Source organism: Nostoc sp. C052, from assembly GCF_013393905.1.
Lineage (GTDB): Bacteria > Cyanobacteriota > Cyanobacteriia > Cyanobacteriales > Nostocaceae > Nostoc.
The window spans coordinates 6,195,666-6,209,659 of the sequence record NZ_CP040272.1 but is presented as its reverse complement, the minus strand read 5'-3'; the positions used below and the strand labels follow the sequence as shown (position 1 = coordinate 6,209,659).

Here is a 13,994-nt window from a genome sequence, read left to right as displayed (position 1 = left end):
TCTTTATGCCTAAATCCTAATTTATTGCGGTATGTGAGCTTTTGGTCTAATGCACCATATAGTGTTTAATACTACGCTACGGCAAATGAGGGATTAGCACGCTAGCAAAATCAGCACATAATACAATAGCTAGCATCCACCAAAAGCCACTCATGCCGCAAAATAACCAAACCGCCGTCGAATTCCGCGATGTCACTTTTAGCCGCAATCATCGCCCATTGGTGTCAAATCTCAACTTCACCATCCGTCAAGGAGAAGCACTGGTATTACTTGGGCGCAGTGGTAGCGGCAAAACCACGACAATGAAGTTAATTAATCGCCTATTTATACCCACACAAGGCGAAGTTTTATTTGATGGCATTCCCACAACTCAATGGGATGAAATTAAACTACGGCGAAAAATTGGTTACGTCATTCAAGAAATTGGTTTATTTCCTCATTTCACTGTAGAACGCAATGTGGGTTTAGTTCCTTCTTTAGAAGGTTGGCAACCAAAACAAATTAAAACGCGGGTTTATGAATTGTTGCAATTAGTAGGCTTAGAACCAGCACAATTCGCCGGACGTTACCCGCACGAACTTTCGGGAGGACAAAGGCAAAGAGTCGGTGTAGCCAGGGCTTTAGCAGCAGATCCGCCAGTGTTGCTGATGGATGAACCTTTTGGGGCACTCGATCCGATTACGCGGCTAGAACTTCAACAAGAGTTTCGGCATTTGCAGCAAGAATTAGGCAAGACAGTTGTTTTCGTCACCCATGATATTCAAGAAGCCTTAGTTTTGGCATCCAGAATTGGTTTAATGTATGGCGGAGAATTGGTAGTATTGGGGACGACAGATGAATTTATGCGATCGCAACATCCAGAAAGTCTCGCCTTTCTCCAATGTCTGCATTCCCTGCAAGATACTTTATGAAAAATTTCTTCCTGGTTAAGTATGCCCCAGAAATTCTTCAGCATACTCTCGAACATCTATTTTTAGTAGGAATCGCTATCGGAATTGCCATACTTATAGGCATTCCCTTAGGTATTTTAATTACACGCAAAACTTATCTCCGCCAACCAATTCTCGGCATAGCAAATGTTCTCCAAACTATTCCTAGTTTGGCACTTTTTGGTTTACTCATTCCTGTTCCCATAATTGGCGGAATTGGCGCAGTACCAGCAATTGTTGCCCTGACTGTATATTCCTTGCTGCCGATAATTCGTAACACTTACACAGGTATTACTAGCGTCGATCCAGCGATTCGAGAAGCTGGCAGAGGCATGGGGATGACAGATAGACAATTGTTATTACAAGTTGAAATTCCCTTGGCAATGGGAATAATTTTGGCAGGAGTGCGAGTAGCAACAGTAATTGCCATAGGTATTGCAACTATTGCAGCAGCGATTGGTGCTGGTGGTTTGGGAGTATTTATTTTTCGTGGCATATCTGTAGTTAACGATCAGTTAATTTTAGCTGGTGCAGTTCCGGCGGCAGTAATTGCATTACTGGCTGACTTTGCAATTGGCTGGTTGGAGAATAAATTAAAAATTAAAAATTAATGAAAAGATTTTTCACACTTTGCTGTTTAACTTTTACTTTGTTACTGCTAATCACTAGCTGCACACCAAATGTAAATAGTAATAACGGTGGTAATATAATTGTTGCTTCCAAAGATTTTACCGAACAAGATATTTTAGGTGAACTATTAGCACAGCAAATCGAGGCGACAACTAATTTAAAAGTAGCTCGTCGCCCTCGTTTGGGTGGTTCATTTGTTTGTCATAGCGCGATTACTGCTGGTAAAATTGATGCTTATATTGAGTATACAGGCACAGCTTTTACTGCAATTTTAAAGCAGAAGACAGTTAACGATCCGAAAGAAGTTTATGAAAGATTAAAACAAGCATACTCTCAGCAATTTAAGCTGGAGGTAATGCCAAGCTTGGGTTTTGAAAATACTTTTGCGATGATTGTTCGGGGTGAGGATGCCAAACGCTACAACATTCAAACTCTCTCGGAAGCTACTCAATATACACCACAGTGGCGTGGCGGTTTCGGCTACGAGTTTTTAGAACGGGAAGATGGTTTTCCAGGATTAGCTAAAACTTACAATTTACGTTTTGCTAAATCTCCCCAAATTATGGACTTGGGTTTAATATATCGCGCTTTGATTCAAAAACAAGTGGATATGGTAGCGGGTAATTCCACTGACGGACAGATTTCTCGCTTGGGTTTAGTTGTACTCAAAGATGATAAACATTATTTTCCACCTTACGAAACTGTGCCAATTGTTCGACAAGAAATATTAAAAAAGTATCCTGAATTAAAAACAGCGATCGCTTCCCTAGCTGGAAAGATTTCAGCAGATGAAATGCGGCAGTTAAACTATTTAGTTGAGGGGGAATTACGGGATGTTAAAGATGTTGTCCAAGAGTTTCGCAAATTGAAGGGATTAAAATAATTCGTAATTGTAATTAAAGGTTAGCGTAACGCACCGAAGCATCTGCGTGCATGGCTTTGTTGGGTTGCGCTTTGCTTCACCCAACCTACAATTTTTCTTAACTACTGTTGTCCACGCAAAAAGTTCTTTAACCACCTAATGACTTCACTTGTTGTTTGCTCATTGGCCATTTGGAGACATTGCTGCACAAGTTCTCTGACGTTAGGAAAGTAGCTGCTTTCTGTAAGCACATAACTTTCTCCCTGCAATCGATAAATTAATAACCGATTACTCTTTAATATCCAAACTTCTGGCACTCGATATGGCAAAAAATCGTTAATGTCGGTGTAGCTTGTGACATCTATTTCAATTGCTAAATCTGGTGGTGGATCTGACTCCCAATCAATCCTTTTTTTGCCTACTACGGCTCTGCAATTTTCAATGTAAAAGCAAAAGTCTGGCTCAATACCACTAATTTCTGGCAAACTCATGGTAATGGGCGTAAATGACTCGTATATGCGGTTTAAGTGGTCAAGTATAGCTATTACTATCAATGCCAGCAAACTCGCATCTCTTCCATGCTCTGGTAGCGGTGCCATCAGTAAAATTTCTCCCAGGCGATATTTTATGCGAGGCGAGGAGCGATCGCCTAGTTGCTGACTCAATACTTGATAGTCTTGCCAGTTTCCCAAAAGTTTCAACACCGCGCCAGGTGGTAACTCAATTTTTTGTGGTGTAATTACGGTATCCATATTAGCCACATTGTAGATATTACCCGCATTTTTACATGGAAGATGAGCGATCGCCAGATTCATGAATTCAATGAAGAGATGAGGCAGTAAAGAAGATGAGGACAATAACTACTGCCTAATGCTCTTATTGATTTTGAATTGTTGACTCTGCGTAGCTGCTGGTACCAAACTCGTTTGCCCGTGCGCTAGGTACTAGTGTCCAGCCTGCTTTGATCAGTTTTTGATAAGTTGCCCAACCTTGAGAACCACCTTGTATCTTATAATCTGGGACTGCCAAGTGTCCAAAAGCTGTGTAGGGACGCCAAGGTTGATTGGGTTCTGCCTGCAAATACAAAATTTTTTCTCCGTCGCCACTAGACTTAGATAACCAGCACATTTGTCGATGCATTGCAAACTCCTTTACTTTTTGCTAGTAAGCATGATAACAGACTTTTGTCAAGAAGATTCTCACCCTTGTGGGGTAATTTTTTGCCTAATACTTTAGACAAAATGTAATTAAGTTTTATCCTGTAAGGGATAATTGCTTAAAAAGTCATACCTTGGAAGACTGCTGCTAGTAGTACATCAAGATAAACAGCTTCGCCACACCTTCTTTATTCGGTGAGATTTTTCTAATGTTATCCGCGTTTTTTGCGATCGTGTGTAACAATAACTACTGTTTTGACTGAGGCTCTTAATCTGATGCCACCCATATCGCCTGTGCCGAAAGAAGTCAGGCTGATGTATTTCTCACAACAGATAATAACTTTCTTTTGTTACTCTGGGAAGAGTAACAAAAGAAAGAAGGGCTGAAAGCCAGGAGGGGACGATAACACAGCCAAGAAGCCCCAAACCCAGCATCAAATTTGTGGATGAATATTGTGCAATCTACAGAAACATCTTTCTAGAAGTCAGGAGTTTTGAAAATTTCCGAGATTTACATTTGGGAATGATATCAGAAATAAAAAGGAAATATTTACCAGAAATAGCTGTTTTTTTGTGGACATCTAATCCCGCACAATGAATATAGGTGACTTCCATATTTCACCTCCATTGATATTGTCACAGCTGGTCAGATGTCCTTTCAAAAATGATTCTGCCTTGCGTGTTTCCCACTCTTATGAGAAGTGTCACATTTCCTTGTGCCGCAGGAAATCTAGGTCTGTCTCTTGCTCAGGCTCGCAGCACCACTGTCCTTCCGACCTTTGTTCCAACTGCTTGAGCAAAATGTATCATATTTTCATTGTTCCTTGTGAGCGCCGCTCATGGAGTCTCTTGCAAAAGTAAGTCCCTAAACCCCACCCCTTAATCCCCTCCCTTTGCTAAGGGGCCACGGTGTACACACAAGTTTGAAATAGCTGATTAACCTGGGTTTTACCCCACCCTAACCCTCCCCGTATGTATTGGCTACGGTGTACACACAAGTCGTATCTGCAAGGGTTTCAAGCTTTCTAGACCCAATAAATTGTCATTACGAGCGAAGCGAAGTAATCGCATAATCTCGTAGTTAAACCGATTGCTTGTCTACGACACGCACTTGCATTCGTCGTTCCTCCTCTCTACGAGACGCACTCGCGTTCGTTGCAGACAGGCTTTCGGAGCGATCGCACAATCCTATTGCTCGATGACGAAACCAAGTACTAGGGGGAATTTTAAGACTTGTGTGTACACCGTAGCCTTGTCAAGGAGAGGGAACTAGATTTCTTTTCCCTTCTTTCCAAGAGGGGATTAAGGGAGGTAATTCGACTTGCGCCAGGTGCAGATCCATTATTCTTTCGTAAACCCAATCAATCATCAGTTGAATCGTCAATCATTTCTGGTACTAAAGCTGGGTTACTTTTACGTTCTTCTGGTGATTGCTCCCGGATAACATCGTCGATTCTCCGAGGGTGTTTGATTTTGTCGAGTAGCTCTGGACTTAATTGTAATGCCTCACTTTCTGGATTCGACTTTTCAGCTTGATTAGGAACTGTTTCTTTATTCATCACTATTTCCCCAAACTTATAAGCCAAGCTTAAGTTTTTTATGGTGAGGTACACACTATCTTGAGACTTAATTTCAGATAGCGGTGGGTAAGAAATGCGTCACCGAACAACCCACAATACGGTTCGGTTAAAGGGGAAAGGGTAAAGGGGAAAGGGGAATAAAAAACCTTTAACCCTTACCATTTTCTCTTTTTCCCAAACCCTATTCTGAGTTCAAAATGCTTATCCGAACCGTATTGCAACAACCCATCGTACTCTTACAGAAAAGCAAGCTACGGGTAGCGTCTCACAGAGAAAACATCGCGCTTTGTAGATTAAAGACTCAGCAACACAGCAAAAACGCGATCGCTCCCATCTCCCCTTATCCGCCCATTGAAACTTGACTGCGGTCAAACAACCACCCATCGCCGACTATTTCTTCTAGGCGTTGATTGAGTCGAGGGAGAAAATATTCTGGATCAAGTTGCTGGGTAAACCAAGTATCGAAAGCTTCCTGTGTTTCAATTCCTTGGGCACTTGCCGCACCTAATATAATTTTGAAACTATCCTCCTGAAGTTCCTCTAACTGGGGATGACCTTCACCTCGGCGGCTGCAAAAGAACATTGCCGTTGCTCCTAGCACAGCTTCTAGTTCATCGCCTTGAGGAACTCTATTATATAAAGCACGGATAAGTCTAATGGTTTTTCCTAAAGGTGCTTTAATTCTCAGCGTCAACCAGATTGCTTGAGCTAGGTAAACTAAACCGTTACTTTCATCTGCTACGCCTAAATTACCCAGAACTGTTACCAAATCACTATAAGCACTTATTTGTGCAAGTGTGGAAACAACTTCCTCTAAAAGTATGATCGCTCTCGGTATGTCCCCTTGTTGGGCGAATACCCCTGCCATGTTGTTGAGGGTAGCGGCTTTACCTTTGACATCGCCAATCTGCTCAGATATTTCCAAGGATTGCTCGTAGAGTGCGATCGCTCTCGGTATGTCCCCTTGGTCGGCGATTACCTGTGCCATGTTGTTGAGGGTAGTGGCTTTACCTTTGACATCGCCAATCTGCTCAGATATTTCCAAGGATTGCTCGTAGAGTGCGATCGCTTTCGGTATATCCCCTTGTTGGGCGAATACCCCTGCTATGTTGTTGAGGGTAGCGGCTTTACCTTTGACATCGTCAATCTGCTCAGATATTTCCAAGTCTTGCTCCCAGAGTGCGATCGCTCTCGGTATGTCCCCTTGTTGGGCGAATATCCCTGCCATGTTGTTGAGGGTAGCAGCTTTACCTTTGACATCGCCAATCTGCTCCTTTATTTCCAAGGATTGCTCCCAGAGTGCGATCGCTTTTGGGATGTCCCCTTGGTCGGCGAATACCAGTGCCATGTTGTTGAGGGTAGCAGCTTTCCCTTTGACATCGCCAATCTGCTCCTTTATTTCCAAGGATTGCTCCCAGAGTGCGATCGCTTTTGGGATGTCCCCTTGTTGGGCGAATACCTGTGCCATGTTGTTGAGGGTAGCGGCTTTACCTTTGACATCGCCAATCTGCTCAAATATTTCCAAGGATTGCTCCCAAAGTGCGATCGCTCTCGGTATGTCCCTTTGGTCGGCGATTACCTGTGCCATGTTGTTGAGAGTAGTGGCTTTACCTTTGACATCGCCAATCTGTTCCTTTAGTTCCAAGGATTGTTCCCAAAGTGCGATCGCTTTTGGGATGTCCCCTTGTTGGGCAATTACCCCTGCCATGTTGTTGAGGGTAGCGGCTTTACCTTTGACATCGCCAATCTGCTCAGATATTTCCAAGGATTGCTCCCAGAGTGCGATCGCTTTTGGGATGTCCCCTTGTTGAAAGCTTACCTTTACCATCTTGTTGAGGATAGTGGCTTTAGCTTTGACATAGCCAATCTGCTCAAATATTTTTAAGTTTTGCTCCCGCAGTGCCATTGCTTTTGGGATGTCCCCTTGTTGAAAGCTTACCTTTACCATCTTGTTGAGGATAGTGGCTTTAGCTTTGACATCGCCAATCTGCTCACATATTTCTAAATCTTGCTCCCACAGTATCATTGCTTGTCGGATGTCTCCTTGTTGGGCTAATGTCTCTGCCATATTGCTCAGAGTAGTGGCTTTACCTTTGACACCCCCAATCTGCTCACATATTTCTAAATCTTGCTCCCACAGTGCCATCACTTTTGGGATTTCCTCTTGTTGGGTTATTATGTCAGCCATCTTGTTAAGGATAGTGGCTTTTTTTCGTAATTTATCTTCAGGGCAAAGGTCTAAAGCTTGCTGATAATGGGTAACAGCCTCTTGCACAAAACCCAAAACCTCTTCCGCACGAGCGATTGTTTCCAAGATGCGGTAGTCTTGAAAAACTGCCAAGATTTGCTGACATAACTCTAAAGCTTCCACAAACCGGGAATTGTTCGCCCAACAGCTTGCAATACTATCTCCAATGCTAACAGCAATTTCTTGCTCTCTTGCCAGTAGTCCTAAACGTATAATTTCCAGTCCTTCTACTTCCGTTTTTTGCTTAGATTCATCCCACCAAGCTTGATGGATTTTCCTCACCGCTTGCTGTCGCGTTGCTTGCCATTCTTCCTCACTCAATACTGTTTCTAGCAACGATTCTAAAATTGTCGTCACCCGATAATTAGCTGATTGGTTGGCGTAAGTGGTAGCAGACTCAACTAGACTCAGGCTGATAAGCTTTTGCAGAAAAGAGGCAGAGGGACAAATGGCATTGATAATTTCAACAGTAACGGGCAAGTGAAACACACTCAACCGTGCGAGAAACTTTTGTTCTTCCGGTTCCAAAGCAGCCAGCAGAGCTTGTGCCAAGATATCTTCGCGGAATTTCTGCTCAGTCGCTTCTAGCCGATTCAGTAATTCATCTGCCGCTATTCCTGGTTGCTGAATCACCTCTAACAACCACTTCAGCAACCGGGGATTACCATCGGCAATGTGAATAATCCTCTGAGTTCTTAACTGCTGCTTAACTTTTTTATCTAAAGAAAAGCAGATTTTATCAATATCATTGCTACTCATCCCTGCCAAAGATTCCAAGTGCAGGCGATGATTTTCTGGCAAGGTGTCTGCTTTCAAATAGCGACAGGTGACAATCAGCCGACTTTCTGCCCCGGTTTCTGCCAATGCTGCACAAATCGCCCCTAAAATTTTGTAAGCATCTGTCGTCATCCGCAGTGAGCCATCTTTAATGTTAGGTTTGGGGATGTTTTGCTCAAAATCATCCAATACTAACAGCAACGGTTGGTCAATTTTTTCTATTTCTTCAAAAAAGTTTTGCAACCGCCCTTCTAGAGACACCTCTGGTTTATTCAAAAGTGCGGGCACATCTGCAAACCGCTGATATTTATGAGAAAGTTTATTGAGCAAACCTTGCTCATCCAGAGGGCCAATCAACACGACTCGCGCAAAGTTAGGATGCTGCGCCTGCACCCGCGTACATAACCGCGCCGCCAGGGTACTCTTACCTAGTCCACCCATCCCGGCAATAAACACGCCGACTATTTGGTTGTTGGTTTCCCGCAAAGCCTTGAGACACCGTTGCAAAGGTCGCCTGCGTCCGACAAATTCAAACCGACTAGCAACCTTAATTTGATTATTCTCATCGAGAAATTCTTGCTCTGGCGCTGCGAACTTCAGCTTTTCCCGATTTTTTGTGATTAGTGGTGTCACCAGTTGGTTAATGGGGCGCGTATCTCGATACATCCGCAACAGATGCCAGTCGGTGCATATTTCCTCAATCATCTTCTGCTGTGCATCTTTGACAGCCTGTTCAACAGTTGCTCCCGTCGCTAAAGCTACATAAAGTGCCTGTGCTGCTACAATACCCGTGCGGTCAAACACCGGACGCGCCCAGCCTAAAACTATACCCGCCCCTGCTTTCACCAATGCCTGCGCCATTGAGGGTACTGTCCCCTTGTTAGAAACTTGTCCCGTATGACAACCAGAGAGAAAAGTTACACGCGGCCAGCGGCCGCGAAAGGCTTCAGCTAAATTCTTGACGGTAGTCAGTTGGATATTCCCCACTTCATCTTCAGTGATGAAGCAAGGTGTATTGTCTCGTAATGCTGTACCTTTTGGCAGCAAATAGCCGTAATCTTTGTGGGTGTAAATTATCCCGTGTCCGGTGAGGTGAAAGACATCAAAATAGTCTTCTGGGTAGGATTGCACCAAATTGCTTAACTCTGCAACCGAGCCACTTTCTTCAACAATCAACGCCAAGGGCTGATTTTCAGTTGCTTGCAAAATGTTCGCTTCTTCCCGCTCATAATTCAGAATTGGTTTTATCCCTTCAGGAGAAGTCGCCATGAACAGCAACCGCAAGGGGCGATTTTGCACACCAATTAATGGGGTTTGACGCTGCTGCACAGAACGCACTGGTAAGACAGAAATATTTTGACGTTGCAGTAAGAACCCTGCACCATCATGCAGCAATTCCCAGGGTAAATGTGCCAATCCCAGCGCTACCCTTTCTGTTTCTGGGTTCAACCCCTGCGCTTCGCTGGTTTTAATCAAATCTAAAAGAATCGTTTGCTCATCGGCCTCATCCAGCGCCCTTCTCACCCATCCTTCTTTACCATCCAGCCATTGATAAAGTTGCCGTCCCAACTGGGTGAGATATGGTAGGCGATCTTCATCTTCAGCATAATAATTTTGCTCACACAAATCAATGAGTGCTGCCAACTCAGTTTGATCTAGGCGACGTGAGCCATAATCACAGCGCAGTTCAAAAGTTTGCTGTTGACTGAGGGCGAAGGTGAAGTTTAGGGGCATGGCTGACAGCAGTGGTTTGCACAGTAACCTTCACCGTATTATCACCCAATTCCTGAAATTATCGCCGATATTCGTCGCCGCAATCGCCGATAAGCTGGTACAAATCGCGTGATTGGCGAGATACTGCACTGATGCGATCGCGATCGTCTGCATCTAAACTAAAACTAAATACTTTGGCGTTATCTTCTATATGTTCAGATACCCCAAGTCGGGCACCAACTATCACACCTGCCACAGTTGGCTGATCTAAAATGTAACGTGCTGCCACGTTAGAAATGCTTACCCCATGCTTATTAGCAATTTCCTTTAAGATAGCTAGCAATTCTTGAAATAAGCGCCAACCACCCCAAGCATCGATCATATTTTTATATTTTTTCAAACTAGCAGTAGAGAGATCAAATCCTCGCGGTTCCGATTTCCCCAAATAGTTTTCTGATAACAAACCGCCGCATAGTGTCCCGTAAGTAAAAAGCTTGATGTCATGCTGTTGACAAAACTCCACCATATTAACTTCAGGACGGCGGTCAATCAGGGAAAATTGCACTTGGTTAGAAACGATTTTGATCCCTGCTTCGGTAATAATCTTTAAGTTTTCTGTGTCAAAATTAGTTAAACCTAGATGCTTAATTTTACCCTCAGTCTGAAGCTCTGCCATATATTTGAGGGCATCCAGATAATTTTTATCCTGATATTCCCACCAATGAAACTGCATCAAATCTAACGATTGCACATTCATTCTTCTCAGGGAAATATCAATATTGTCCTCGACGAGTTTTTTCGTCATTTTGCCTGGACGAGGTACCCATTTTGTAAAGGCTTGTACCTGAGATAAAGCATCTTTTCCACGAGTATCAATTAGTTGACAGCGAAACTCACCAATAAAATCTTCTGCGGGGCCATAATGATCTGCTAAATCCCAAGTAGTAAAGCCTGCATCTAAATATTGAAACATAGTCTCAATGGCAGCTTGGGGATTAATCTTTCCGTGTGCGCCAGATACTTGCCACATACCATTTAAAATGCGGCAGATGTTTAAATCGGGAGTGAATTGGAGACGGCTAGCTGCGGGTAAATTCATTTTCAAGTTTAGGAGTGAGAAGTTGGGAGTGAGAAGTGAGGAGTTAGGAGTTAGGAGTTAGGATAATTTGTGAGTTTGTAAGCATCTTATTACAACATTCTTAGCTTTTATGCCTTCTTAAGAACCATTTATAACAACGATAATCAATAACTCTTAAATCTTAACTCTTAACTCCTAATTTTGAACTCATAACTCCTAACTTTCTAACGCCAGCCTTTTTCAGCTTGTTCGAGAACGTAAGCAGCAACATCTTGAATTTGCTGTTCAGTGAGACGCTCTTTGTAGGCTGACATATTATTTTTACCATTGGTAACTATAGATGTAACTGCCTCGATTGAATCCATACCATATTTTTTCAGAGCTTGCTTTTTGAGATTTTTACCCCGCCTAACTATGTTGCTACCGTTGATATGACAACCAGCACAATGAACACTAAAGATTTGTTCCCCGTTAACTGTGTCTGCGGCACTAGCAGGCAAAGTAAAAGTACTGATTAATAACAAAAAGGTTACTAATACTAATTTAAGTAATTTTTTCAATTAACTTCTCCAGATTTGGACATACTAGTTACAGGCATAAGTGTCAGAACTAATCCTAGAGGGATTCAAAGTCAGTTGTAAATCCAGCAAAATTTGCACAATCTTCTTGAAAGGACTCTGCATCACTAACATCTTCAATTTTATAAGACATGATACGCGTCCCATCTGGCATTTTTTTGGAACCAATCAATTCACCTTGATATTTCGCTGCGATCGCTTTAAAATCAACACCATAGAGTTTCCAAGCATCACCCGAACAAGTAATATTTACTCGCCACATATTCCACTCCTAATTACTACCACTAAATATTTATCATCTCACAAATGGGCAACATGCTACACGTCACCTCTTGGGGACTGGAATTTTCTATCTAAAGGAAGTGCCTAGCTCTATCAGGCTACGCCATAATGTGGGTGTAGGAACATTTCTAGAAACTTTTATCCCAATTAGTTAAATTCTACGAGTTGAAAATGCCTAACAATATCAAACAACAAATTCAAGCCGACTTGCAACAAGCGAAAGAAACTGGACAATTAAGAACTGAGCGGATTCGAGAAATTGTAAAATCCGCAGTTTCTCAAGTTTCTTCTGAGTTTAAACAAGGTTCTAGTGAACTTCGTAGTCTTGTTAGAGATGCGGTTTCCGCTGTCATTGAAAACTTCCAAGAAAAAGGTAGCGAACTCAAAGACGAAGTGACAGCTTCTATTGAAGGAGCGCTGGAAGGAATTAATAGCCAAAGACACGAAAATATTGCTAAAACTCAGATAGATATCAAGCGGCTACAGGCTCAACTGGATGGTGAAGAAGAACAACTCCAGCAAGAAGTTGATGTAATTTTGGCAGAGATTGAAGAAGAGGGTAAGCAAAAACCTGCTAGTACCAAAACGGCTATTGATTCTGCTGTCAATGCCATTAAAGATAGTGAAGAAGTCGGATTGTTAAAGAAACGTTACGCGCAACTACAAGCGCAACTAGCCATTGTCCGAGCTAATATGGCTGCACGCTATGGCGGACGTAATATGGAAGTTCAAGATTATCTAGACGAAGCTAAACACTGGTATGATAAAGCTCGCCCCCAAGCGGAGTCTGTAGTAGTACAGGTAGAACAAAAGCGATCGCAGTTAGAAGATAAACTGGGTGAAGCTGGTACATCTCTCGCCAGAAAAGAACGCCAAATCAAACAAACGTTGCGAGAGTTACTCTTAACCGCAGCTGACTTATTTAAAGATAAGGAACCTGCTGATAAAGAACGGGAGACTATTCATAAATAGACTGCTTGGATGTTTAATTGAATTAAAAAATAGGGTGGGAGATTTCTCACCCTATTTTGTTAAATAATAAAAACTGCAATAATATTAACGTGAATTCGATTGCTCATATAATATCTACCCAATTTGCTCAATCAAAAAACCCTCACGTTAATATTAGATTCCCGACTTCTTCAAGAAGTCGGGAATCTGGTTAGAAAATGGGTAATTATGGTTTAACTACCGATTAAGAAACTTCTGATTGCGTATTAGTAAATACGCCCTTCTCTGTTAACTTGTTCGTCATGCTTGGCTATAACCCAAATTGCATGAATACTACCGGGAAGCCAACCTAGAACTGTGAGCAAAATGTTAATAATCAAAGTTGGGCCAACTCCAACTGTCAAGAAAACGCCTAAAGGAGGAACTAACAGACCTAGAAGAAAACGAACTAATTTCATGATTTTACAACTTTGTGATTTTGTTTAGTTACATTCATTTGAGGATGCCGAATTAGGAAATCCAGATTCGGAGATTTTATGTAGTTAAAGAAACGTGAGCTAACTAGCGTTTCTACTCCTTCTAACTTATCTCGAAGGTAACTCACTTTGATTCTTTACACTACCACTGCTGGTTAAAAGATTTCTTTCAACAAAGTAGTTGTTAATGAAAGTGTTAGCAAAGGTTAAAATTACTGGGCCGAGAAGGAAACCAATGATTCCGCGAACGGCGAACCCAGGAACTAATACTGCTGCTAACCAGAAACATAAACCGTTGACGATGAGCGAAAATGCTCCAAATGAGAGAAAATTAAGTGGTAGGGAAAGAGCAGACAGGATTGGTTTAACTGAACCGTTAATTAGACCAATTACTAAGGCGGCAATCAACGCTGCGGGAAAATTAGCAATGTTAACGCCTGGAACAACTAAATCAACAATCAACAGGCTTAAAGCTGTAGCTAGGGCGGTTAAAAATGGAGTCAACATCGTTTCTACCTAATAACTAGAGATTTTTTTGCAACTTCTTATATCATCTTTAACTATCTGCTAGGTTTTCACCTCTCTTGCAAGATAGAATTTCTTTCTACCATTAGGTCTATCATTCATTGATAAAGCGCTTCTCTGTTGAGTCTAATACAGACCTAACAAGAACAGCCCTTCCCTACAAGGAAAGGCTACGGTGTACACACATCCAGGTTTTGTGTTTACCATC

13 protein-coding genes and 1 pseudogene are annotated in these 13,994 nt (G+C 42.4%); 5 read left to right on the top strand and 9 right to left on the bottom strand.

Annotation, left to right across the window (positions count from 1 at the left end; translation table 11 throughout):
* Nucleotides 1-152 precede the first annotated feature (152 nt).
* Genes FD723_RS25640 through FD723_RS25630 form a run of 3 tightly spaced genes read left to right on the top strand, consistent with a single transcriptional unit; the run spans nucleotide 153 to nucleotide 2,442 of the window.
* Complete coding sequence (locus FD723_RS25640) at nucleotides 153-911, top strand: ATP-binding cassette domain-containing protein (protein ID WP_179067880.1); 759 nt, start codon at nucleotides 153-155, stop codon at nucleotides 909-911.
* Complete coding sequence (locus FD723_RS25635; protein WP_179067879.1) at nucleotides 908-1,540, top strand: ABC transporter permease; 633 nt, start codon at nucleotides 908-910, stop codon at nucleotides 1,538-1,540. Before FD723_RS25640 ends, FD723_RS25635 begins: the two co-directional genes overlap by 4 nt.
* On the top strand, nucleotides 1,540-2,442 hold the full coding sequence (locus FD723_RS25630; RefSeq protein WP_179067878.1) for a glycine betaine ABC transporter substrate-binding protein: 903 nt from the start codon (nucleotides 1,540-1,542) through the stop codon (nucleotides 2,440-2,442). The genes FD723_RS25635 and FD723_RS25630 overlap by 1 nt, the downstream gene beginning before the upstream one ends.
* A 101-nt stretch (nucleotides 2,443-2,543) precedes the next feature.
* Here FD723_RS25630 and FD723_RS25625 read toward each other — a convergent pair whose 3' ends face one another.
* Both FD723_RS25625 and FD723_RS25620 read right to left on the bottom strand, forming a co-directional pair.
* The gene (locus FD723_RS25625) at nucleotides 2,544-3,173 is read right to left on the bottom strand and encodes a Uma2 family endonuclease (RefSeq protein WP_179069287.1); all 630 of its coding nucleotides are present in this window, start codon (nucleotides 3,171-3,173) and stop codon (nucleotides 2,544-2,546) included.
* Between the two features lie 124 nt (nucleotides 3,174-3,297).
* Nucleotides 3,298-3,561: a hypothetical protein gene (locus FD723_RS25620; RefSeq protein ID WP_179067877.1), complete on the bottom strand. Its 264-nt coding sequence runs from the start codon at nucleotides 3,559-3,561 to the stop codon at nucleotides 3,298-3,300.
* Between the two features lie 420 nt (nucleotides 3,562-3,981).
* On the opposite strand from FD723_RS25620, the pseudogene FD723_RS43050 reads away from it, so the two are divergent.
* A pseudogene (locus FD723_RS43050) lies at nucleotides 3,982-4,143 on the top strand (IS701 family transposase); the annotation flags it as partial.
* A 796-nt stretch (nucleotides 4,144-4,939) separates the two neighbouring features.
* Here FD723_RS43050 and FD723_RS25615 read toward each other — a convergent pair.
* The 5 genes from FD723_RS25615 to FD723_RS25595 form a co-directional block, all read right to left on the bottom strand.
* Complete coding sequence (locus FD723_RS25615) at nucleotides 4,940-5,137, bottom strand: hypothetical protein (RefSeq protein WP_179067876.1); 198 nt, start codon at nucleotides 5,135-5,137, stop codon at nucleotides 4,940-4,942.
* A 361-nt stretch (nucleotides 5,138-5,498) separates the two neighbouring features.
* A complete protein-coding gene (locus tag FD723_RS25610) occupies nucleotides 5,499-9,917 on the bottom strand; it encodes a tetratricopeptide repeat protein (RefSeq protein ID WP_179067875.1) in 4,419 nt (1,472 codons plus the stop codon).
* A gap of 58 nt (nucleotides 9,918-9,975) precedes the next feature.
* A complete protein-coding gene (locus FD723_RS25605; protein ID WP_179067874.1) occupies nucleotides 9,976-10,995 on the bottom strand; it encodes an aldo/keto reductase in 1,020 nt (339 codons plus the stop codon).
* Nucleotides 10,996-11,198: 203 nt separating this feature from the next.
* Nucleotides 11,199-11,534 carry a cytochrome c6 PetJ gene (gene petJ, locus FD723_RS25600; protein ID WP_179067873.1) on the bottom strand — a complete coding sequence of 112 codons (336 nt, stop codon included), beginning with the start codon at nucleotides 11,532-11,534 and terminating at the stop codon, nucleotides 11,199-11,201.
* Nucleotides 11,535-11,589: 55 nt separating this feature from the next.
* Nucleotides 11,590-11,814, bottom strand: coding sequence for a hypothetical protein (locus tag FD723_RS25595; protein ID WP_179067872.1), 225 nt, complete (start codon nucleotides 11,812-11,814; stop codon nucleotides 11,590-11,592).
* Between the two features lie 191 nt (nucleotides 11,815-12,005).
* Between FD723_RS25595 and FD723_RS25590 the strand changes: the two genes are divergently transcribed.
* Nucleotides 12,006-12,806, top strand: coding sequence for a histidine kinase (locus tag FD723_RS25590; RefSeq protein WP_179067871.1), 801 nt, complete (start codon nucleotides 12,006-12,008; stop codon nucleotides 12,804-12,806).
* 245 nt (nucleotides 12,807-13,051) lie between these two features.
* Here FD723_RS25590 and FD723_RS25585 read toward each other — a convergent pair whose 3' ends face one another.
* Nucleotides 13,052-13,243, bottom strand: a complete 192-nt coding sequence (locus FD723_RS25585) for a YqaE/Pmp3 family membrane protein (RefSeq protein WP_179067870.1) — start codon at nucleotides 13,241-13,243, stop codon at nucleotides 13,052-13,054.
* A gap of 126 nt (nucleotides 13,244-13,369) precedes the next feature.
* The gene (locus FD723_RS25580) at nucleotides 13,370-13,768 is read right to left on the bottom strand and encodes a phage holin family protein (protein WP_179067869.1); all 399 of its coding nucleotides are present in this window, start codon (nucleotides 13,766-13,768) and stop codon (nucleotides 13,370-13,372) included.
* Nucleotides 13,769-13,994 lie beyond the last annotated feature (226 nt).